Source organism: Roseomonas aerilata DSM 19363, assembly GCF_000711725.1.
In the GTDB taxonomy this organism is placed as follows: Bacteria; Pseudomonadota; Alphaproteobacteria; order Acetobacterales; family Acetobacteraceae; genus Roseomonas; species Roseomonas aerilata.
In genome coordinates this window covers 14141-35321 of sequence record NZ_JONP01000035.1, presented here as the reverse complement: position 1 = coordinate 35321, position 21181 = coordinate 14141, and the positions used below count along the sequence as shown (strand labels likewise).

The following is a 21181-nucleotide window of genomic DNA, read 5'->3' as shown; positions in this document are numbered from 1 at the left end:
GCCGGGACGGGACAGGCGCCGCACAGCTTGGCCAGGGCCGCTTCGGAGTGGATGCGCTCGGGGTTGTCGCCGACGAGGATGAGCATCTCGGCCGCGGTGCCCGTGCTCATGCCGTGGGCCTGCATCAACTCCGGTGCGAGGCTCTGGGTCAGCCTTCCGAGGCTGGCATCATGGTCATGGTCCCTGACTTCGGCGTCGAGGGCCAGCCAGCGGCGAGCGATGGCACGCAGACTGGTCTTGGCAGAGGCTGTGGTCGAGGTGAGAGGGCCTGGACGCAGGGCGGCGAGATGCCGGAGCAGCGTCATCTTGCCGCGCAGGCGTTCGAGGTGCTCGCGCAGTGCCGAGGGCGCGCTGACGATGATGGCCTTGAGCGCCTGCATGGCTTGGCTCCGCGCCTTGACCGCGGCGTCGCGGGCCACTTTGAGATGGCGGATCATCTCGACCGTGCTCGTCCCGGACTTCGGTAGCGCCGTCGCTTGGCCGGCCAGGACGCTGCGAGCGGCACTCTCGGCGTCCACCATATCGTCCTTGCCCCTCTGGTGCCGGAGCTGGCGACTGGGCCGGCTGACCTCGAGGACGGGATGACCGTGTTCGCTGAGGAACCGGGACAGGCCAGCGCCATAGGATCCGGTCCCCTCGACGCCAAAGGCGCAGATCAGGCCGAGGGAACGTGCCCAGTCCAGTAGAGCCTGGTACCCGCGGCTACTCGCGGGAATGGACAGGCTTCCGAGGCGGGCACCGAGCGCGCTGATCGCGACGGCGGCGTGGGAGGACTTGTGCGTGTCGACGCCGATGATGACGCTGGCATCGGGTGTAGTGTCGCTCATGGCGTGAGGCTCCGGGCCGAACGGAGGGCCTGACGACCAAGGGGCTGGACAGAACTGTGACGGGATGGGTGCCCTCAAGCTCCTATGAAGTCACGAGCCGCTCGACCGGCAGGTGCAGCCTGGAGGGTCGACACATCAACGCCATGACACGAGGTCAATTGCATAAAGGGTCAGGCCCTCCAGGCCACGACCGTACACTCACAGTTGCAGAAATCGGCGTGAGGATGTGGCCTGATCAAACCATCAAAGACCAAGCCACATGCTCGCGCCGATTTCTGCAACAGTGCCCAATGCCGGTCGAACCGGTGCCGTAAACTGACTTTTCCTCCGGTCGCTAGCCAAACGACCGTTTGGCCTCCTTACATTCTTCCTTGAGGGGCGATGTTGTCCTGGATTGGCGTTTTCGCTTGCGGTCGGCACGGCGGAGGGCCGCGTTGTGCAGCGCAGCAATCCTTTGTCGTCGGGTTGCTGCTTTCTTGGACGTTTCCTCCCTAAACTCGGCGGTGCCCTCGGGTGCCGCCTTCTTTTTGCCGGCAGGGCGTAGAGGCGCCTTCGTTGACGAGATGATCGGCGAGGTCTTCCGCTACACTCCCACATCTACGTTGTAATTCCGTTATGACGTGCGAAAGCCTCCCATCTGGTGAGGCTCCTGCCCCGCGCTGCCTGCTTTGGGAACTGCACGCCTCGCTCACCGAGGAGCGGCTTACGGCCGCGGCCCGCCTCCTGGCGCGGCCGGGCGGGTGGATTGCTTCTGGCCCGCGCCGTTGGACGACGATTCCGGAGAGCGCCGGAACAGTGGTGGCCTGCTGCAACTTCCTCTTAGCGCGGGTGGGTCGACAACCGCCCGTCCGGCCCAACAGCGTAAATGGGGGCGGGCGAAAGTGCCATCGTTGGGGCCGGGCTTACTGGAGAGCCCATGCGTCGGACGGTCCAAAAGGGCTGACGCTGGAACCCGCATCCGGCGATTGACGCCAGACCCGCGTGAGCTTCATAACAGGTTCACACGGGAGCATGTTCACATGCGCACTATCGCACTGACGAACCAGAAGGGTGGTGTCGGTAAGACGACCCTCGCTTGTCATCTGGCCGTGGCCTTTACGCAGGCTGGGCAGAACGTTGTCCTCCTCGACCTCGACCCGCAGGCCTCCGCAGCGGAGTGGGGTGACGCCCGCCAGGCCGAGTTCCCGCACGTCCAGAGCATCCAGCCTTCTCGCTTGGCCAAGACCGCCCAGCAGATGAAGGAGATTGGGGCGGACATCTTGATCCTCGACACAGCGCCGCATTCGGAAGGTACGGTCATGGACGCCATCCGCCTTGCGGATCTGGTCTTGATCCCCTGCCAGCCGTCGATCATGGACCTCCGGGCCATGAGCAAGACGATCAACTTGGTGAAGCTCACCCAAGTCCACGCCTTCGCGGTCCTCAATGGGGTGCAGCACCATTCGACCATGGCCGCAGTCGAGGCCGAGAAGACAATCCGGGACCACCTTGGGCTTCCCGTCGCCCCGGTGAAGATCGGAGAGCGTGTCGCCTACAACCGCTGCTTCATCACTGGGCAAGCGGCACAGGAGATTGAGCCGGACGGCAAGGCGGCGGCCGAGATCAAAAAGCTTCACAAGTGGACCGCCAAGCAGCTTGAGAGGGTGCCTGCATGAGTACGAAGCCGAACTTCGCCGCCGGACTGAAGGCGCTGCGCCCGGAGACGCTGCCCGCGCCCCCTGTCCCGGTTCAGGCCGCGTCACAGACCGTCCAGCCGCCTTCCCGCGCCGGTAAGGTCGCTATCAGCGCCTACTTCGATCCAGAGGTACGGAAGCAGCTCGCCATCATGGCGGCCCGTCAGGACAAGTCTCAGGCAGCCCTTTTGGCCGAGGCATTGAACATGCTGTTCGAGCATTACGGGGAAAGCCCGATCGCGCGGGCCTAAGTATGAGATATTCGGGGAGCGTCTTCCCTGCCCTACTTCGCGGACAAGAGTGAGGTTTTCGGGGAACGGCGCCGGAGGCGCTCCTGTGAGGGCATCGGGGAAAGCACATGCTCCGCCTTGCCGGAGATCCGCTCCTTCCGTCCGACCTTGGACGCCTGCCCTTCCCGATAGGCCGACTGCAGCTCTTCGTCGGATTTGCGCCACCAACCGACGTTCACCTTCACGACCTTCTTGCCCTGCTTCACCGGGAGGACGGCCAAGCCGAACGGGGCCAGCGCATTGACCTCCGCCACAGCAGGCTTGAGGACATGCATGTTCAGCTCACCGAAGGTCTTATACTTACCCGGCGGCACCCCCAGCATGGCTCGGAAATCATCAAGACTATATTCGATCTGGGTCTTGAAAGACAGGTTTGCGACCTGCGCCACGTTCTCATAGAGCGATACAGAATATTTTGAGCTGAACGACATGATGATCGGCAGCGCGATCTTGCCCCATATCGTCGACTTCTGCAGGATTTCGATCAGCATGGCATCGAAACTGTACGTCAGTACGCCCGCCGGGCGGTCGGGACTGTCCAGATCATTGCCGCCGAGGAACTGGACACGACGCGTTTTCCCGTTGGGCAGCTTGACCACCAGCAGTGTCCGCATCAACGCCTCGATGGCCTCCTCGACCATCTCATAGCCCTTGTGACCGGCGGGCTTCAGCTCATCAATCTCAACAGTGTACCGCTTGCCCTCCGTCACGCCCTGCATGTGCGCGTGATGCCAAAGCACCGTAATCGCGCGGCGGGCGTTCAGGGTAAGCTCATGGTGACCCGTCACCTGGATCAGCTCGGCAGGCTTGACTGCTTCCTGACCGCGCGGCGTCAGGGCCAACGTGAGAATCGGCGCTTCGGACATGCCCGATGATACCAACCGTTGCCAAGTATGAGAACAACTCCCCGAAAATCTCATACTTGCCACCCCGAACTTCTCATTCTTGACAATGGTCTTGTGGATAATTCGCGCTGCCTTGCCCGAAGACCTCACAGTAACGCCCCGGATCGCTCATACCTTTCCCCGGTTTCCTCACAGGAACCGTCTCCCCTGCCCGGATTCCTCATAGGAGGCCCCGATAACCTCATAGTTGGCTCGGCAAGCCCTTGTTCTCGCAAGCGGATTAGCGGATGAATCTTCGAATTCTTGAATCTAAGAATCTACTTGAATGACGGAGGCTGTGGAAAAAGAGCTGACCGACTCATGGCGTACCAGGAAGCACTGGTAAAAAGCCGCATTGAGAGCGCGCGAGTTCGCCTGCTGTCCCTATCCGACCGAGAACTGCGTGAGTCGGGAAGACCCTGTGCTATCGGCAATTATCTCTCTCACTCCTTCACATGCTATCATGATATCATGATAGCATGATATCATGTGAACATTCTTGCTCCGCAAAAGGTAGATCCTCGCCATGCTTGGTGCTTCGTGCCTGTTCATGAGTCCGGTTCCGGCTTCGCCACCTTCGCATTCCGCTACGCTTTTCGGATGAGAAATCTTGCTTGGGGCAAGAAGGCCGTTTCTCGCCTCTAGCAACATTCAACAAGAAGGCAAGTTCGAGTGTGAACATGTTAGCATATGATACTACGAACATCATAACTGTCTGACATTATAACAAGCAGGGGCATGCGTATGTCAGGTTGTCGCCGCTGCACCCAGCCAGCGCGGGTATCAGGGCACGCAAGCTGCGTCTTTGGGCCTACGATCCTCGAATTACTAAGGCATCGTGAGGATCCGGCCGGTGCCCTAGCCGACCCGCTTCGTCTAGGACAGCGGGCATGAAGCACCTCCTTCTATCCACCTTTCTGCTCTCCGTCACAACCGCGGCCCTTAAGGCGCAGACGCCGGCCCCGGCCGCGCCGCCGCGCCCGGTCACGACCTGGGAGGCGGTGGACCAGCCGATGAGCGCGCTGCTGAACGGTGGACACCGCATCATCTCGGCCACGGGCCCGAGCTTCACGCTGGAGCGGAGCGGCAAGTACGTGGCCTGCGAGGTGCGCCCCGCTGGCGGCATGCGCGGCACGGCCGAGACGACGTCGCAGTGCTATCGACTGAACTAACGCCTTGCGCGGGCTGCTAGGCCGGCTCCTCGACACCGCGGCAGCGGTTGCCTTCCGGAAGGGGAGGGGGTGCGCCGCAGCGGGCGTACCGGTTGCCTCAGACCGCGAAGTCTTCCTTGGCCCTGCCGTGGTGGATGGCCTCGGTCAGCCAACGCGGCATGCGGCCGCGGCCGGTCCAGGTCTCGCCCTCGGGGCTGCGGTACTTGGCGGCTACAGCCTTACCAACGTCGCTGCGGGGCTTGCGGACGTTCGTGCGCGGACCGGGTTTGTCCAGGAGATCACCCAGCTCCAGGCCGAGCTGGGCGGCCTTCTCGCGCATCTCCTCGATCAGCTGAGCCTTGGCGCCCTGCTTCTTGCCGTCGAGCGCCGTCTTGGCGTCCTCGATCAGCTGGTTCAGCTCGGGGACGCTCAGATTGTCGAGGTTGATGCTGCTTTTAGCCATTCTGCATTACCTATGAAGTGGTGGGGCTCAATTTGCCTCCGCTCGCATTATGTATTTCTTGCCATTTTAGCAACAGCGGAACTGCGAAATTTTTCCCTTTCTCGATTGCAATTGGGTGCGGTTCAGCTTCGATCAGGTCTTCTAAAAGCCGAAGACTCCGAAAAAGGTGTTACGCTGAGAAGCGAGCCATTCAGGTGTTGCTTCGCCAAGCTTGCCGGCGATGACACCGAGATCCAGCGTCGCGAGCTTGTCGAAACGCACGACGGAAGGAACCTTTAGACCCGTGCCGAGTGTCGGCTCAATTGGAGCCATGTCTGGTCCAGAGCGGGGCACGGAGGTGATGAAACACACCACCAGATCTGTCCGGCGCCCGTTATCGCGCGACACGACGAGAGCGGGCCGACGCTTGTCGCCCGAGAGGTCGGTGAAGGGAAACCGCGTGAGGACGATGCTGCCGAAGAGGAACACCTAGCCGGCTGGCCGCGGCATCGCTTCAACGAGATCCGTGTCGCCGTAAAGGTCCGGTTCCTCAGCGAGCCATGCAAAGGCCCCGCCCGCCTCGGCCAGGGCGGCCATCGGCAGGGCGTCCTCCTCGCCCTCCACCACCTCAACCAGCACGTGCACGCGGGTCTTCGCCGCGATACCGCGGCGGGCCAGTTCGGCCGAGACCTGCCCAGCTTGGGCGTCGAGGGCGATCCTGCTCATGGTTCCTCCAGGACAGGCACCTTACCACGCCTCATCGATGCGCAGCCAATGCCTGCAGGGACATGGGGATCGTCCTATGAATCGAAGAACCCCCTGAACTCCCTGTCCTCGTAGTGGCGCAGCTTGGCGGCGAGGGCGGGTCGGTGCCCGGGCCGGAGGAGGACCTGGCGGTCAGGCCGCAGGCGCATGGCCTCGTCGGGGGTGAGGAGGGGGCGGGCGGCGAGGTGGGTGCTGGTGCCCTCGCTTTCGCTCGCATGGCCACCGGAGAAGAAGGCCGGGTGGCTGCTGGAGGCGGAGGCGGTCTCGTAGGCCACTGTTCCGCTGCCGAGGGTGCGGGAGAGCCAAGTGGCGGTCTCGAGGTCGGCAGGGGAGGCGACCTGCACGAGGCCAGCATTGGAGAGGAAGGTACCGGCGCGCTGGCCGTAGGTGGCGCGGAGCTGGTGCAGGTCCTGCAGGATGGGCCAGAGCTGGATGCCGAGGCCTGCCATGAGGCCTATGGCGCGCTCGACGGGGTCGAGGCGGCCGAGGGCGGCGAACTCGTCGAGCAGGAAGAGCACGGGCGGGCGTGAGCCGAGGCTCGGGGCAGTGCCAGCCGCGCCGGAGGGGAGGGGACCCGCCTGCAGTGCGGGTGACCCCATGGCGCTGCGGGCGAGATGCTGGATGGCCTGGGCGACGAGGAGGCGGAGCGGCTGTAGGTGTCGAGGCGGTCGGGCGGGAGCACAAGGAAGACGCTCCCGACTCCCCTTCTGAGATCCTCGAAACGGAAGTCGGCGCCGTCCATGGCGGCGGCGATGCGGGGCCCGTCGAGGAAGTGGGTGTGGCGCTGGGCGGAGGAGAGGACGCCGGCGGCCTCGCGGTCGGACTTGCCGAGCTGGCGGTTGGCGGCGCGGGCGACCAGGCCGCCGGCTTCAGGGGAAGCGGCCATGTCGGCGAGGAGGGCCTGGAAGCGGGCCGGGGGTAGGGTGAGGGCGTCGCGCAGGGCGGCGAGGCGGCGGCGCTCGGGCGGCTCAGAGGTAGCGACGTGCAGCAGGATGCCGGCGATGAGAGCCTTGGCTTCCTCGTTCCAGTGGGCCTCCCCGACCTGGCCCGGCGGGTCATAGACGAGAGCGTCAGCCAGCGTCGCCACGTCCTCGGCGAGGTCGGGAGAGACCGGGTCGAGGACGGCGAGCGGGTCGTAGCGAGAGGCGGGCTGTCCGGAGACGCCGAAGGGGTCGAGCACGTGCACGGGCCCGAAGCGCCGCCGGGCGCGGCATGCAATGCGGGCGTTCTCGCCCTTGGGGTCGATGCAGAGGACGGAGCGGCGGGCCAGCAGCAGGTTGGGGAGGACGGTGCCGACACCCTTGCCGGAGCGTGTGGGGGCGATGGTGATGAGGTGGGCGGGGCCGTCATAGGCGAGGAGGCGGCGCTTGCCGGCGGCCTCACGGCCGACGAGGAGGCCTGAGAGGCCCTGTTGCCCGGCGCCGCGGGCGAGCGCCAGGGCGGCGCTCTCCCCGGGCGAGGCCCATCGTGCGGAGCCGTGAGAGGTGAGGGGAGGGGGCGCGAGGAAGGTCTCACGCAGGGAGGAGACGAGGCCGCTGAGGGCGCCGAGTGCGATGCCGATCTTGGCGCCCCAGCGGAAGACGCCGTGGTCGATGACGACGGGGAGGAAGAGGTGCCAGGCGGCCGCGCCGAGAAGGCCGAGGAGGAAGCCGATCAAGGCACCCTTGTCGGTGCGGAAGAGGGCCAGGAGGAGGGCGGCCGGCAGGAAGAGGGCAAAGGTGAGGGCGCGGCGGGAGGTGGCGAGGAATGCGCTCACGCGGAGCCCCGCTCCACTGCCGTTCCTCCAACCTGCGGCAGGCGTGCGGCCTCTGCCTCGGCCTCGCGCTCCTGGTGGAAGGCGCGGAGGCCGGCGTGGCGCCAGCGGGCGCGGAGCTGGGCGGGCGTCGCCTCGTCGTCACCATCCTGCAGGTGGGCGGCGAGTTCGAGGAGGGCGCCGAGGAGGGTGGCGCGGTCGTCGTCCACCAGCTCCACCAATCCTGCCTTGGCGACGAGGCCGCCGAGCTCGATGAGGTGGCGGGTGCGGTCGCGGCGTGCCCTGGCCCAGTCGCGGGTGTCCGAGCGGGCCTGAACAGCCTCGGCCCGTGCGATGGCTTGGCTACTCCGCTGCCTGGCGTGGCGGAGGCGGAGCAACTCGGCCCTGAGGCTCGGAAGCGGGCGCCGGGTCGTTGGCGCTGCTGCCGCCGTCGGCGCTGGCAGCGGCTTCACGCTCGCGGCGAAAGAAGGCCTCGCCGCGCTTGCGCCAGCCCTCGACGGCCTTGGGGTCGGACTTGGCCTGCTCAATGCCGCGGAGGAGGAGGCCGGCGAGGGTGTCGGGGTCGAGGGCGTCGGCGGCGCCGGTGGAGAGGAGCAGTTCGCCAAGCTGGGACTTCTGCCTTGTGCGGAGCTGTCGGGCCTTGTCCTGGAGGGCCTTGAGTTCGGCCTCAATGTCGCGCGGGCGGCGTGGCGCCATAGTGGGATCCTCACTCCATCGGCCAGCGAGCCGCAGTGGCCGCCCTCTCGGGTTCACGGGCTGTTCACGACGAGCGATGCCACAGGGAAAATGCGCTGCATACGCCGCAGCGGGAACAAGCCGCCCGCGTGACGATGCTGCGGCTGATGCCTAACACCTCATCGTGCGGCGCGCCTTGTAAGGTCAGCCCCGGAAAGCTTGAACCGGTGCCTTCAATGCCTTCTCAAGCCGTATGGCCGCGTCGATGAGCCGATCCTGCATGGCCGGCCATTCCGCCTCCGGCACGCGCCAACCACCCTCCAGATTGTAGATGATCCGGCAGCCTAAGCGGCCCGGCATCTCCTCCCAGTCGAGGCTTGCACCGAAAGCGGCTTCGATGACCTCGCGCTGTACCAGCAATGCCTTGAAGGCAGCGGTGGTGCGCACGGGGTCGCTACCGATGTTAATGTAACAATCAACTCGGCCGACATCAGCAGTCATCGTGATGTTCAAGTTGAAGCCGCTACGGCCCAGTCCTGCCGCAAGCCATGAATCGCTCGTCGTGCTGCGGCTGGCATATAGGGACGTCCTCGCTTGCGAGCGCTCGATAAGCTGTGCCCAGAAGCGGCGGCGGACCTCCTGACGCACCGTCCGGACCTTGCGGGTTTCCTCGGCCTTTGCCCTCACCCGAACTTCGTAGTCCCCAGCCTCTGGCAGCGGGACGATCTGTGCCACGTCCACCAGCACTTGCTCGCCCAGGCGATAGGGCCTGAGGCGGATGCAGGTGACGTCCAGTCCGCGCTTGTTCAGCCACAGTACGGAGGTCGTCACCTCGGTCGAGAAGTCTGCCGAAACAAGGACGATGCGAACCTCGTCTGTTAGCTCGACCTCCTCGATGGAAGAGAGCCCAAGAAACTCGAGGACGCTCTTCTCGGCCCTGACCGGACCATCATCGCCGCCGAGATAGCGGGCGTGCGCCCCGACGGCTTGATCGAGAGTCATGTTCGACACCATGGCGGCATAGCGGACCGCTTGAAGGTCCATGTGGCCGCCGTCTTCGGTGCGCTTGATCTCGACAACGACCAGGCGCGCTTCCCGATCGAGGCACAGCAAGTCGATGCGGCGGGTGCTGTCCTCCCAGTCGCCGAACTCCTCGGCGAGAACCATAAGGTCGTCGCCCACGGGCGAGATGTCGGACTTCAGCAGACGTTGCAGGTCCCGACGTTCGAGCATTCTCTCGTTGACGAAGGAGGTAGTCGGCACCGGTTCAAGCTTCTGGTCTGCTACCCAGTACAACGTCACTGAGCCAACTCCGGCATATTCCAGGCGGCACCATTATACGCTCCTTAGTGTCCTCCACTAGGGATGGCAGGAACGGAGAGGCAGCAGACCCCGAGCCCGCCGTCATGGGCGAGCAAAGCGAGGGAAATGCGCGCTTATACGTCACTGCGTGACGTGCGCGGAACGGAGGCCGTCCGGGGTGGCTCACAAAGGTCAGCGCCGCTAACCTCCCTTGAGGTTAAAGCGGAGCAAGCGGCACCGGTGCAGATTGAGGTCACGGCAGCAGCCACGGAAGCAGACCGCGACGTCATCTTGTCCGGCCTGCTGGACTTCATCCGAGCCGAAGCAGGCGTAGTCGGTATGCCCCTGGCCGTCCTCGTTCGAGATGAGGCGGGCTTGGTGGTGGGCGGTCTGACCGGGCGCACGTCGGGAGCTTGGCTGTTTGTTGAGTTGTTCTGGCTGCCGGAGACGCTGCGTGGCAGCGGGCTGGGCACCCGCGTGCTGCTAGCGGCCGAGACTGAGGCACAGACGCGCGGCTGCCTTGGCTCTCACCTGGATACCTACAGCTTCCAAGCGCCGGGCTTCTATCGGAAGCTCGGCTATGAGGTGTTCGGCATCATCGAGGACCATCCACCGGGCCATCAGCGATTCTGGATGCGCAAGCGGTTCGTCAGCCCGGAGGCAGGCGCGGCAGCGAGCAAGACCATGGCGAGGTAGGCGAGGTGGCGATCTACCACTTTTCCGCCAAGGTGATCTCGCGGGCCACGGGACGGTCAGCGGTTGCTGCCGCAGCTTACCGCGCGGCGGAGCGGCTGAATGATGAGCGCCTCGGCCACACGCACGACTTCACGGCCAAGAGCGGTGTCGTGCATTCGGAGGTCCTCCTGCCTGAGGGGGCGCCGGAGCGCTGGCATGACCGCGAGGTTCTCTGGAACGAGGTGGAGACGGGTGAGCGGCGACGCGATGCCCAACTCGCACGCGACGTGGAGGTGGCGCTGCCGCGCGAGCTGTCGAAGGCCGAGGCAATCGCGCTGGCGCGGGACTTCGTGCAGGAAGAATTCGTCTCGCGGGGCATGGCGGCGGACCTGAACGTGCACTGGGGGATGGGTGCCGACGGCGAGGCGCAGCCGCACGCGCACGTCATGCTGACCATGCGGTGGGTGGAGGCGGGTAGCGGACCAGCGGGGGAGGCGGGCTTCGGGCCGAAGGAGCGGGACTGGAACCGGACGGAACTGCTGAAGGGCTGGCGCGAGCGCTGGGCAGAGCTGGCGAACGAGCGGCTGCACGAGCTGGGGCACGACGCGCGCATTGACCACCGAAGCTTGGCCGAGCAGGGCATCCCACTGGAGCCGCAGCACAAGGTGGGGCGGGCTGGGACTCGGCGGGCGGAGCGGGGCGAGGCAGCAGAGCGTCGGGCCGAGCACGACGGCATCGCACGGCGGAACGGGGAACGGATCGCGGCGGACCCGAGCGTCGCCCTGGATGCCCTGACGCGGCAGCAGTCCACCTTCACCCGGCACGATCTGGCGCGCTTCGTTTCGCGGCACACAGATGGGGCGGAGCAGTTCGGGCAGGTGATGGCGAAGGTGGAGGCCTCGCCGGAGCTGGTGCGCGTCGGGGAGGACGGACGCGGGCGGGAGCGGTTCAGCACGCAAGGGATGCTGGTGGCCGAGCAGCGCATGGAGGCGGCCGGGGCGGCGCTCGCTGGGACTTGGGCGCACCGGGCCACCCCGGGGGCGGTGGACTGCGCGATGCGCGTCGCGGCCAAGGGCGGGCTGTGGTTGGGGGAGGAGCAGCAGCGGGCGGTGGAGCACATCACGGCGGGTGGGGACCTGGGGCTGGTGGTGGGCTACGCCGGCACGGGCAAGAGCGCGATGCTGGGGGTGGCGCGGGAGGTGTGGGAGGCGCGGGGCTACCGGGTGCGCGGTGCGGCCTTGTCCGGCATTGCGGCAGAGGGGCTGGAGGCGGGCTCGGGTATACGGTCGCGTACGCTGGCGAGCCTGGAGTGGAGCTGGAAGGAAGGCCGCGAGGCAGACCGGTTGGCGTCGCGCGACGTGCTGGTGGTGGACGAAGCGGGGATGGTGGGCTCGCGGCAGATGGAGCGGGTGCTCTCTGCTGCCCACGAGGCCGGCGCCAAGGTGGTGCTGGTGGGCGACCCCGAGCAGTTGCAGGCGATCGAGGCCGGGGCGGCGTTCCGGGCACTGGCGGAGCGGCACGGGGCAGCAGAGATCGCCGAGGTGCGGCGGCAGCGGGAGGAATGGCAGCGAGAGGCCACGCGGGAACTGGCGACGGGGCGCACGGCGGCGGCGCTGGGGCGCTACGAGGCGGCCGGCATGGTGGTGGGCCACCGCAGCCAGGATGCAGCGCGTGCGGCGCTGGTGGCGGGCTGGGCTGTGGGGCGTCAGGAGAATCCACAGGCGAGCCAGATCATGCTGGCGCACACGCGGGCGGACGTGGCAGCGCTGAATAGTCTGGCGCGCGACCGGCTGCAGGAGGCGGGCGAGCTGGGCGAGGAGCGTCAGGTCGCGACGGAGCGCGGCGAGCGGGCGATGGCGGCCGGCGAGCGGGTCATGTTCCTCCGCAACGAGAGGGCACTGGGGGCAGGGCCGGACGGGCGCGGCGGCATGGCGGTGAAAAACGGCACGCTGGGCACGGTGCTGGCGGTGGAGGCCGGAGGCGAGCGGCTGACAGTGGCGCTGGATGGGGCCGGCGGGCAGGCAGGGCAGGGGAGGACAGTGACGTTCAGCCTCCGCGACTACGACCACTTGGACCACGGCTATGCCGCGACAGTGCACAAGGCGCAGGGCGTGACGGTGGACCGGGCGCACGTGCTGGCCGGGGCGGGGATGGACCGGCACATGGCCTACGTCGCCCTGACACGGCACCGCGAGGGCGTGCAGCTGCACTGGTCGGCCGAGGCGATGGGAAGCCGGGATGGGCTGGGGCACACCCTGGGCCGGGAGCGGGCAAAGGACACGACGCTGGACTACGCGGCGCCGGGGCGGGACAGGTCGGAGGAAAAGCAGGCGCGGCACGTCGCGGCCTTCGCGGAGCGGCGCGGGCTGCACCCGCTGGCGCCCGCGAGCGAGATCGTGGTCGTGCGGCCGGAGCCGGAGAGGGTGGCGCCGTTGCTACTGGCGCACCAGGACCCTTGGGGCCGTGACAGCCTGGGGCGGGGCACGACGGCCGGTGAGGTCGCTGCAGCGGTCGCCCGGGACCATGGGGTGCAGCACGAGAAGCACCACCTGACAGTCTGGCTCGACGTCACTTATCGCGACCCGGCCGAGGCGCGGCAGCGCCTTCATGCGCTGGAGAAGACCGAAGGCGGGCCGCTCGGGGCGGAGCGGACGCTCGGGGACAGAGGGCCGGAGCTGCTGGGCGAGCTGCGGGGCAAGACGGGGTGGTTCGCCTCGGCTGCGGCGAAAGCGGAGCGGGAGGCGGCCCATCGCTGCTCGGGCTCGATCGGTCCTGGGCTGGTGCGGCTGCGCGAAAAGGAGGGGAGGGCAGCGGATCGCTACGTCCGCGAGGTCGAGGCGCAGAAGCGGTGCGATGCGGTGGAGATCCCTGGCCTGTCGCCAGCTGCGTGGGCAGCGGTGCGGGCGGTGGAAGGGGCGGGAACGCCGGAGCAGCGGGAGGCGGCGCGAACGGACCGGTACAGCACCCTTGCCTTCGAGAGGAGAAGTGCCGTGGGTGAGGTGTGGGCGCAGGAGGTAGTCGCGAAGCCGAAAGTCGCGGCGGAATTGCGGGCCTTTGCGGAGGCGGCGGGGCGGCGGCTGGGCGAGCAGGGCGTGCGCGAGCTGCGGCGGAGCGCGGGACGGGCGGCAGGGCTAGGCGAGGAAGCGGTGGATCGGCCACGTGCGGGGATGGCTGCGGCCGGACGCGTGCTGGCGGCGGAGCTGGACGGGCGGCTCGGGATGGAGACACGGGAGCGCGCCCAGGAGCAGCAGCGCGAGGCACAGCAGGAGCGTCTGGGTTTCAGCCGAGGGCGCGGGATGCGGATGTGACCGAGACAGAAATCGGCCAAAAGCAGAATTGCCAGGTTGCATCCTTTGCATGCCTTGAGATCGGCTGGTGTCGTCCCCTCCACCGGGGCAGGCTGAGGACCGAGAGGAAGCCGTCAAACAGCGGCGCATTGCCGAGAACAAGGCGGGATATGAGCGGGGCGGGCCTGTGGCGGGCTATGACTTCGAGCAAGAGAGGGAACGGTAAGCGAGGCGATGCCCGAACTGCGGATGTAAGGCTTTCCGGGCGGCGGCTGACTATGCCTGCGGGTGGTGCGGCACGCTCAAGGCTGGGGGCCACACGCTCGAAAGCTTCCTGAAAACCCTGACGGAAGCCGAGTATGGTGGATTTTGAGGATGCGCTACGGGTTTGGAAGATCCTTATAAATCTCGATTTTACATGTTCTCTGCCATGGCAATTTGCGGGCGCTTTGGCATCAATACTTTTTCGCCCGGCTCGTCTCAATGGACGGAATGGGAGCAGAAATGGGCAAAGAACAGTCCCGACAAAGTGTGATATCAATAAGGAAAAGCTGGCCTTTTCTAACCGGTAATTCAATAATCCGGGATCGGACCAGCGCAGCCTTACCGAGACCGCCATGTCACGCCTCAAGCGCCTCGCCGCCCGTGACCCTGCCCGTCAGGTTGCCCAGGTGCAAATCCGCTGTGCCATCTTCAACGCCTTCAACCGCCTCGGCATGCCCCACACCGTTGCGCTTACCTGGGAGAAGCAACTCGCGGGACCACCGCGTCCTCATCATGATTTCTGCAACAGAGCCGTTTGCGACCAGTTTAGGCCACCTTGCCGGCAGGGAGGTCGGCTTGCACGGCGTGCGCTGAGCGGAGAGCCTTTTCAAAAAAGCTTCGTGTTTCGTCGTCGAGGAAGTACACAAAGGTGCCCTTCATCCCGCGCGTCAGAAGCACACGATAAATGTTCCGAAGTTGTGCGGCAGCGTCGGCAGTGTGCCCCAGCGATGCGCGACGCCTCAGATCCTCCTTGAACTGCGCGTCCTTGTTCCGGGTCAAGTCGGCACACCACTGCCCATTTCGGATTACAAGGTCATCGCCAAAAATCACCCCGACATAGTCGAACTCAAAGCCTTGCACTGAGTAGATGGACCCAACCTGATCAAACCTATCCTCGTCGCTGGCCCACCGGAAGTAGCGATGGTTACTTGGGTTGGCGTAGCGATCGCCCTTCTCTATCCAGGGTGCACTCCATTGTCTGAAGCGCGGGTCTGTTACGTCGTGTGGCAGAGATCCATCGGGGCGGGGTTCGCTCCAACGCCAACAGAAGCCCGCAACCAACCGGCAGCGGTCGCCTTCGCTGGCGAGACGCTGCAACTCGTCCACTATGCTCTGGACATTGGTTGCAATGCGAAAGTCGTAGCCGCCATAGTCTCTCCACGCGAGGGAGCGCGGCGCATTGAAGCCTAGGCAGCTCTCCGCCCAGTCTAGGTAGCTCTTGCTTCCCGCGCAGCGGAACTGCGTAGTGAGATCAACAAGGGCGAAGTCTACGCCGAGGCGCTCGGCATGTTCCTTCAGGTATTGCACGGACCCAATCTCGTTTGCCCTTACGCCTTGGTCGTCATCGAGAAAGATGACCGTTACTGGCGCTGCTAGCAGCATCTCCTCGATCATCGGCACGTCGCATTCTACTTGGTATGTGCGGACGTTCCGTCGATGATCCCACAATCGGTGGCCTTCATCGCCGATCACAAGATCAAGCTGTTGCCCGCCGGTGGAACCGAGCTTCGCGACATCGCGGAAGGTGGTGAACAGCTCTTTCACCGGCAGGTTGTTCTTGTAGCGCGTGTTGAAGAGCCGCTTAATAAATGCGTCGGCGAAATGCTGCGTCTTTGCCTGGAGAACAGTCTGAAACGCTTTGGATCCAGTCACATGCGCGATGCGCCAACGCTGACGCGCAGCATACGCGAGAAGTTGAATCGCAATGACGCTTTTGCCGGTTCCGGGACCGCCTCGAACTGCCACAAGATTGCGCCCGCCTGCTTTGGCTTTCGCCTGATCCACTAGCGAGATGACTTGATTGAACGCCAACAGCTGCTCGTCGAGCAGCCGCCACTCGTGATTCCCTTGAACCGCCGCGTCAACAAGGTCCAGCAGTTTAGTCGAAGGTTGTACGCGCGCGCGCAAGATCAGCGCCTCTACGTCGCTAACGTGTCCCCCGCCAATGTGGCGCTTGAGGTACACGCCGAGGCCTGCTGGGTTTACTCCTGCAAACACAGGATGCTCGCGCGGCGCTGTGTCGAACGCCTTCTCGGAGAGCAAAAGCTTCAGGCTGGCTTGTGACGTCATGTTGTGGAGGAAAGTGCATCCGAACAGGCTGAGGTGCCCTTCGGCGAATGCGCCATGGAAGTTCCTTAGGTAGTTCACGTATCCGCGTGTCTGAACCGAGGGATGTGTTTCAGGGCGCCCAAGTACGGAAACCGTGTCGCGCAGCGCAGACTGCGAGACGGAACTCCATTGCTTCAGCTCGACGACAATTGCCGTAGGCTGGCTGTGTTCGTTTCGGCCCACGAGAAGCACGTCGCAACGGGCAGACGACAGAGGCATCTGCAGCTCGACAAAAACATCAACCTCTTCGACATCGTGATCGGCCATGACCTGTGCGAGGGCGGACAGTGAAGCGGCCCACGATCTCTGCTCGGAAGCGCCCGGCACATAGCCGAACCGTTCACGGAATCCTTCAAGAATAGTCGTGCCGATGCCTCCTTTGGCACACAACCTGATAAAGGAGGTTGCCGGACTGTGCAGAGCGCAGATCATACTGGGCCTCCCAATAAAGCTATCCACAGCATCACCACTATTGCCCGTTTTCATGCACCCAACATAGCCCGGGTCGGTGCCGTCGAACGGGGCGGAATGTATTGGGCCACCTTGTCCACCCTTTGGACACGCGGAATGTTCAGCAGTTGGCCCGGCACAAGCCTCCGAGGGCGCCTTATCGAAGCGTGGTAATGGGTGTGGCGCCAGGAGACGGTTGTGGAAAAGAGCTACAGGCACTCTGCCGGGTTTGGTCGTCGTATAGAGTATTGGCTGATCGGTCGCATGCTGAGGGAGGGCCTCGACGTCTACGTGCCGCTGGTTGACGATTTTGGGATCGATGCCGTGGTGCGGAAACGCGACAACCAATTCATCGAGGATCAGATCAAGGCACGTTCAGCCGATAGAGGTGGCTCGGTTTGTCTGAACAGCAGCTGGTGCTGGTATAAGTGGAGCCCTACCGGGTTCAGGCTGCCGCGATCTGCGGGAGCCCGGTGAAGTATGCTTGGTCCGGCGTCTGCCGGTCGAGGCTCGAATGAGGCCTGCGGCCATTGTAGAAGGCCAGAGAGCGGCCGATCGAGGCGCGGGCCTCGCTGACGGTCTCGTAGGCCTTCAGGTAGACCTCCTCGTACTTGACCGAGCGCCAGAGCCGATCGACGAAGATGTTGTCGCGCCAGGCGCCCCTGCCGTCCATGCTGATGGCGATACCGGCCTTGAGCAGCACTTCGGTGAAGACTTGGCTGGTGAACTGCGATCCCTGATCCGTGTTGCAGATCTCTGGTCGGCCGTGCCTGACGATCGCCTCCTCCAGTGCCTCGACGCAGAAGGCCGCCTCCATGCTGATCGACACCCGCCAGGACAGGATCCGGCGGCTGAACCAGTCGAGCACGGCGACGAGGTAGACGAAGCCGCGCGCCATGGGCACGTAGGTGATGTCTATGGCCCAGACCTGGTTCGGGCGCTCAATCTTCAATCCGCTCAGCAGATACGGGTAGATCTTGTGGCCCGGCGCCGGCTTTGAGGTGTTCGGCTTGCGATAGATCGCCTCGATGTCCATGCGCTTCATCAGCGTCGCAACATGGCATCGGCCGATCTCGACACCTTCCTTGTTCAGGAGGTCGCGCAACATCCTGCTTCCCGCGAAAGGGAACTCCAGGTGCAACTCGTCCATCCGGCGCATCACCGCAAGATCGGCCGCTGACACCGGCCGGGGCAGGTAGTAGACGCTGCCGCGGCTGATCCCGAGGAGACTCGCCTGCCTGGCGACGGACAAGCCGTGCTCGCGGTCGATCATCGCTTTGCGCTCAGCAGGCCGGCTTTGCTGAGCGCGCCGGACAAAAAATCATTGCTGAGCGTCAGCTCTCCAATCTTCGCGTGAAGCGTCTTGACGTCCACCGCCGGCAGGGCCGCGTCCGGTCGTGTCTCGGAACCGAACACCCCGGCAGCCCCCTCCAGGAGCTGGGCCTTCCAGGTCGTAATCTGGTTCGGGTGTACGTCGAACTGCTGGGCCAGCTCAGCCAGTGTCTTCTCGCCCCTCACAGCAGCCAGCGCCACCTTCGCCTTGAAGGCCGGGAAATGGTTCCGCCGAGTTCGCTTGCTCATCGTCTCTCCTAATCTGCGGCCATCCCGGCCGCCGTCAGGCAGAAACTCCACTCATCCAACCTGTCCAGATTCCCCGAGCCACCTCTGATGTCGTCGACGGCGACGCGGCACTCTTCGTTGCGATCATGCATCCGGAGATCCGGGAGAACTACTATTTCGTGGTTTAAGCGCAACGAATGGACGTGATGTGGATCATGTCGTTTGCTGAGTTCGTGCACGAAGCCAACCAAAACAAGAATGGGAAGAATATTGAAAAGAGGTCGATATGGTTCAACGGGAAGCGCAAGGATAAGGCGACGGGAAAGCTAATAGAGAGTCCGTATCCACGCTTCGATCGCTATCGAGCTGCCGATTTCTCGCGCTTCCGCTCCGCCGCTGGCTTAGTAGCTGGCGATCCCGATCCCACTGAGGTTCTGACGACTTCGAAGTATGCTGCCGCCTGAGTGTCCGTCCGAGATCTTTTCGAGCCACAAGAAGTGGTTGGCGCAAGGGGCGCGAGCTCAGTTCAGTGCTTTGCAAAAGCTTGAGCGGCACCGACGTCTGTCAGGCCATCCGCGCCACCCTACAGGCCCAGTCGGTCCTCGCCCTGGGTTGAGCAGCTACTATCCGGGGACCACCTCAAACTGTGCGACTTCGTGGGGACCTTGTGTCTGAGAGGACTGTATGGATATCCTTCGAGGGAGAGATGCTCCAAGTAGGAAACAAGGATGACAAGATGTCTTCCCGCAGTCCTGGGCAAAGTATTCGCGCATTGCGCAATGCTATTCATGATAGCTATTCCAAACTTTTCTGATGCGCAGAGTTCCCCGCCTGAGGGGGAAGCCCCTTTCGTTCAGCTGCAAGGGGGCTCGGTCGCTCTAGAGCGATTTGGATATATCGATTGGAACGCTCGTTGGAGAAATCCGACGATCTCAGTTTGCTGGGAACCTGGTGCAGAGCAATTCTCAGCCGAGAAGATCCTTGTTCAGCAATCAATTAGGACATCTTTGGAGAGGCACTCGGCACTTCGCTTCTACGGGTGGGCCACGTGCGGCACAGGCGACGTAGGTATTCGGATTCGGATTGCTGACGAGAATCCGCAATCACAAGTTGGTCCACAGCGCGAACCGGGAATTTTTGGCAGAGAGTTGCCAACCAAAATGGCTTTGAACTTCGCTTTTCAAAGATGGCCCTGCCATGTAGCTAGAGAGCATTGTATTGTGGCAATCGCACGGCATGAGTTCTTGCATGCTGTTGGAGTTTTGCACGAACACCTGCGTCCTGATACGCCACCACAGTGTCAGGAGGATCATGCCAACAAGCCTGATTTTCGGGGTACTCGCCCTGTAGCTGTTGGCCAAACTTTTGATCAGGACTCGATTATGAACTATTGCAATAACATATATAGTATGTCTCGCCCACCTGACCTAAGCGTAATTGACGCGGCGACAATTCGCTACCTCTACCCGCCAGGCTAAGCACGCCCCATGCTAACTAGACCAAGATACCTCTTAACCGCGGTCGCCTTGGCTATTACAATCGCCAGTTGGACAAACGTCTCCTCGGCACAAAGCCTCTGGACCATTGAGCGGCGCGGGGCGGTGATGGCAGTCCGTGTCACCAAGCCGGGCCTCGCCGAACCAGAGAGGGGTACAGCATTTTATATCGGTTCGCAGGGTCTCTTACTTACTGCGGCGCACGTTTTGCGCGGGGCAACGAGGATCGAGTTTGGGCCTAATCCAGGAGGTCCATGGCAAGAGGCGCATCCAGCATCAGTAGAGGATCTAGGCCGCGATGTGGCAATATTCCGGTCATTTTCTCCGCCTGCGAGCGGAGGGCTTGAGGTCGGCGTGCCCGAGGCAATAAGAGAAGACCATATACTATATTTTGCGGGCTTTCCTTTCGGTCTTGCTTTTGACCGTCGCGAGGCAAAGGTCACCGCCGCGTTCGGCGTTGAGGGAGGATGGCAAACGGAGGGGCTCGCGGCAGGAGGCTTTAGCGGCGGCCCAGTGATCAACGAAGCCGGCCGGGTGGTTGGCATTATTACTGCCGGCGTGGTGGGTACACCAGGCTTCCTGCAAATTACGCCGCTCTCGCGCGTTCGATCGAGACTGGCCGAGCAGGGCATCCAAGTGCCGTTCTCGGCTGGCGCAGGAACTACCTCAACTACAGCACCGCTACCTGCTCAATTGCGAGTGGTGACGAGACCGGATACTGTAGGAATTCGACCAGGCGGGTTTCGGCCTGTTGATTACGTGTTTACTACCCTCACGCCTGTCGGGGTCCAGCTAGAAACAGAAACGGCTCAGTTCTTTCTTGACTCTGGCGTGCCGGCCTCCGCTGCTGTTGCACATTCAAGAATTCTTGGCGGATCTTTCCCAATAAACGGTAACTCTTCTGAGATTTATAAAAATAACATCTATTTACCTCCAGAAGTCGCTGATTTGGCCAGTAGAAATGGTGGGTTTGTTAATCTAAGACACACTTTTCATCTGCGGGATAATAACAATAATAGAATAGATGTTCTGGCCATCTTGAGAGTGATGGTCCAGTCCAGTCCCTGATAATGATTTCGGGAAATCAAACTTTCTTCTGGAGCGGGTTTGAGCGGCAACATCGGGTTTAGAGGTATGACGGTGAGGCTGCGGCATACTTGGCTGATGGCGGGCTGTGATTGATGGTTGTGTCCCAGGGCATCCTCGGCTACGCGCTCACTTTGGTCATAAGGCCGATCGGCGGCGGCGCGGCCGGGCCATGGGTCGCCGGCGCGATCAATGGCGCAACGGGGAACTACAGCGCGGCCTTCCAGCTGGCGATGGTCCTGTGCGCCGTCTCCACGACAGCGGTCTGGATCGCAGCACCCCGCGAGGTTCGACGTTTCGTCTGTATCACACTGTCAAACGACCGTTTGACGGATCGTGGAAGTGCGCCGCCAAGCTGCTGCCGACTATTCTCGGTACATTCAATCCGAAGCCGCTCTAGCCAAACTCTGCGGCGCCTACACGGTACCAAACGGCTTCGGTAGACCCTCGACCGTTACAGGAGCATCAAGGCCGAGTGTAGGCGAGATACGA

20 protein-coding genes are annotated in these 21181 nt (G+C 63.7%); 8 read left to right on the top strand and 12 right to left on the bottom strand.

The features are described 5' to 3' along the window. On the bottom strand, window positions 1-827 hold an 827-nt coding region (locus BO39_RS24225; protein WP_043838464.1), incomplete at its 3' end, for an IS110 family transposase. Between the two features lie 1019 nt (window positions 828-1846). On the opposite strand from BO39_RS24225, the gene parA reads away from it, so the two are divergent. Next, window positions 1847-2482, top strand: coding sequence for a ParA family partition ATPase (gene parA / locus BO39_RS24220; RefSeq protein WP_043838462.1), 636 nt, complete (start codon window positions 1847-1849; stop codon window positions 2480-2482). After that, window positions 2479-2751, top strand: a complete 273-nt coding sequence (locus BO39_RS24215; RefSeq protein WP_043838459.1) for a ribbon-helix-helix domain-containing protein — start codon at window positions 2479-2481, stop codon at window positions 2749-2751. Before parA ends, BO39_RS24215 begins: the two co-directional genes overlap by 4 nt. A gap of 32 nt (window positions 2752-2783) precedes the next feature. Here the strand turns inward: BO39_RS24215 and BO39_RS24210 are convergent, their stop codons facing one another. Beyond that, window positions 2784-3656 (bottom strand): replication initiation protein, encoded by an 873-nt coding sequence (locus BO39_RS24210; protein ID WP_043838458.1) that lies wholly within the window; start codon window positions 3654-3656, stop codon window positions 2784-2786. Window positions 3657-4564: 908 nt separating this feature from the next. On the opposite strand from BO39_RS24210, the gene BO39_RS24205 reads away from it, so the two are divergent. Then, window positions 4565-4846, top strand: coding sequence for a hypothetical protein (locus tag BO39_RS24205; RefSeq protein ID WP_043838456.1), 282 nt, complete (start codon window positions 4565-4567; stop codon window positions 4844-4846). A gap of 97 nt (window positions 4847-4943) precedes the next feature. Here the strand turns inward: BO39_RS24205 and BO39_RS24200 are convergent, their stop codons facing one another. From BO39_RS24200 to BO39_RS24170, 8 genes are all read right to left on the bottom strand, one after another. After that, window positions 4944-5288, bottom strand: a complete 345-nt coding sequence (locus BO39_RS24200) for an H-NS histone family protein (RefSeq protein WP_052402555.1) — start codon at window positions 5286-5288, stop codon at window positions 4944-4946. 141 nt (window positions 5289-5429) lie between these two features. After that, complete coding sequence (locus tag BO39_RS24195; protein ID WP_043838455.1) at window positions 5430-5756, bottom strand: type II toxin-antitoxin system PemK/MazF family toxin; 327 nt, start codon at window positions 5754-5756, stop codon at window positions 5430-5432. Beyond that, window positions 5757-5993 (bottom strand): hypothetical protein, encoded by a 237-nt coding sequence (locus BO39_RS32960; RefSeq protein ID WP_043838452.1) that lies wholly within the window; start codon window positions 5991-5993, stop codon window positions 5757-5759. Between the two features lie 74 nt (window positions 5994-6067). Further along, a complete protein-coding gene (locus BO39_RS35020) occupies window positions 6068-6550 on the bottom strand; it encodes a type IV secretory system conjugative DNA transfer family protein (protein WP_281175624.1) in 483 nt (160 codons plus the stop codon). Further along, a complete protein-coding gene (locus BO39_RS34040; protein WP_281175623.1) occupies window positions 6487-7788 on the bottom strand; it encodes a type IV secretory system conjugative DNA transfer family protein in 1302 nt (433 codons plus the stop codon). The genes BO39_RS35020 and BO39_RS34040 overlap by 64 nt, the downstream gene beginning before the upstream one ends. Beyond that, window positions 7785-8120 (bottom strand): conjugal transfer protein TraD, encoded by a 336-nt coding sequence (gene traD / locus BO39_RS30385; protein WP_052402556.1) that lies wholly within the window; start codon window positions 8118-8120, stop codon window positions 7785-7787. Before traD ends, BO39_RS34040 begins: the two co-directional genes overlap by 4 nt. Window positions 8121-8127: 7 nt before the next feature. Continuing rightward, window positions 8128-8481 carry a conjugal transfer protein TraD gene (locus BO39_RS24175; protein WP_052402554.1) on the bottom strand — a complete coding sequence of 118 codons (354 nt, stop codon included), beginning with the start codon at window positions 8479-8481 and terminating at the stop codon, window positions 8128-8130. 183 nt (window positions 8482-8664) lie between these two features. Next, complete coding sequence (locus BO39_RS24170) at window positions 8665-9762, bottom strand: DUF4268 domain-containing protein (RefSeq protein WP_043838447.1); 1098 nt, start codon at window positions 9760-9762, stop codon at window positions 8665-8667. 240 nt (window positions 9763-10002) lie between these two features. Between BO39_RS24170 and BO39_RS24165 the strand changes: the two genes are divergently transcribed. Together BO39_RS24165 and traA are read left to right on the top strand one after the other, a co-directional pair. Beyond that, on the top strand, window positions 10003-10458 hold the full coding sequence (locus BO39_RS24165) for a GNAT family N-acetyltransferase (protein WP_052402552.1): 456 nt from the start codon (window positions 10003-10005) through the stop codon (window positions 10456-10458). Window positions 10459-10463: 5 nt separating this feature from the next. Continuing rightward, window positions 10464-13745 carry a Ti-type conjugative transfer relaxase TraA gene (gene traA / locus BO39_RS24160; protein ID WP_211257546.1) on the top strand — a complete coding sequence of 1094 codons (3282 nt, stop codon included), beginning with the start codon at window positions 10464-10466 and terminating at the stop codon, window positions 13743-13745. Window positions 13746-14534: 789 nt separating this feature from the next. On the opposite strand, the gene BO39_RS31530 is transcribed toward traA, so the two are convergent. Together BO39_RS31530 and BO39_RS24145 are read right to left on the bottom strand one after the other, a co-directional pair. Beyond that, a complete protein-coding gene (locus BO39_RS31530) occupies window positions 14535-16529 on the bottom strand; it encodes a DNA/RNA helicase domain-containing protein (RefSeq protein ID WP_169742823.1) in 1995 nt (664 codons plus the stop codon). Between the two features lie 463 nt (window positions 16530-16992). Beyond that, window positions 16993-18128 (bottom strand): IS3 family transposase gene (locus BO39_RS24145; protein ID WP_156963885.1). Its coding sequence is split into 2 segments (ribosomal slippage): window positions 16993-17861 and window positions 17861-18128, totalling 1137 coding nucleotides; the frame shifts between segments, so codons are not numbered across the junction. Window positions 18129-18310: 182 nt separating this feature from the next. Here BO39_RS24145 and BO39_RS32955 point away from each other — a divergent pair. From BO39_RS32955 to BO39_RS31520, 3 genes are all read left to right on the top strand, one after another. Beyond that, window positions 18311-18571, top strand: coding sequence for a hypothetical protein (locus BO39_RS32955; RefSeq protein ID WP_156963884.1), 261 nt, complete (start codon window positions 18311-18313; stop codon window positions 18569-18571). 264 nt (window positions 18572-18835) lie between these two features. Then, window positions 18836-19585, top strand: coding sequence for a M12 family metallopeptidase (locus tag BO39_RS35350; RefSeq protein WP_156963883.1), 750 nt, complete (start codon window positions 18836-18838; stop codon window positions 19583-19585). A gap of 9 nt (window positions 19586-19594) precedes the next feature. Continuing rightward, window positions 19595-20671, top strand: coding sequence for a trypsin-like peptidase domain-containing protein (locus tag BO39_RS31520; RefSeq protein WP_084698441.1), 1077 nt, complete (start codon window positions 19595-19597; stop codon window positions 20669-20671). Window positions 20672-21181 lie beyond the last annotated feature (510 nt).

Coding starts and splice junctions, on each gene's coding strand:
- BO39_RS24215 (WP_043838459.1), top strand. CDS start 2,479: ATGAGTACGAAGCCGAACTTCGCCGCCGGACTGAAGGCGCTGCGCCCG.
- BO39_RS31520 (WP_084698441.1), top strand. CDS start 19,595: ATGCTAACTAGACCAAGATACCTCTTAACCGCGGTCGCCTTGGCTATT.
- BO39_RS24200 (WP_052402555.1), bottom strand. CDS start 5,288: ATGGCTAAAAGCAGCATCAACCTCGACAATCTGAGCGTCCCCGAGCTG.
- BO39_RS24210 (WP_043838458.1), bottom strand. CDS start 3,656: ATGTCCGAAGCGCCGATTCTCACGTTGGCCCTGACGCCGCGCGGTCAG.
- BO39_RS31530 (WP_169742823.1), bottom strand. CDS start 16,529: ATGATCTGCGCTCTGCACAGTCCGGCAACCTCCTTTATCAGGTTGTGT.
- BO39_RS24205 (WP_043838456.1), top strand. CDS start 4,565: ATGAAGCACCTCCTTCTATCCACCTTTCTGCTCTCCGTCACAACCGCG.
- BO39_RS32960 (WP_043838452.1), bottom strand. CDS start 5,993: ATGAGCAGGATCGCCCTCGACGCCCAAGCTGGGCAGGTCTCGGCCGAA.
- BO39_RS24175 (WP_052402554.1), bottom strand. CDS start 8,481: ATGGCGCCACGCCGCCCGCGCGACATTGAGGCCGAACTCAAGGCCCTC.
- parA (WP_043838462.1), top strand. CDS start 1,847: ATGCGCACTATCGCACTGACGAACCAGAAGGGTGGTGTCGGTAAGACG.
- BO39_RS35350 (WP_156963883.1), top strand. CDS start 18,836: ATGACAAGATGTCTTCCCGCAGTCCTGGGCAAAGTATTCGCGCATTGC.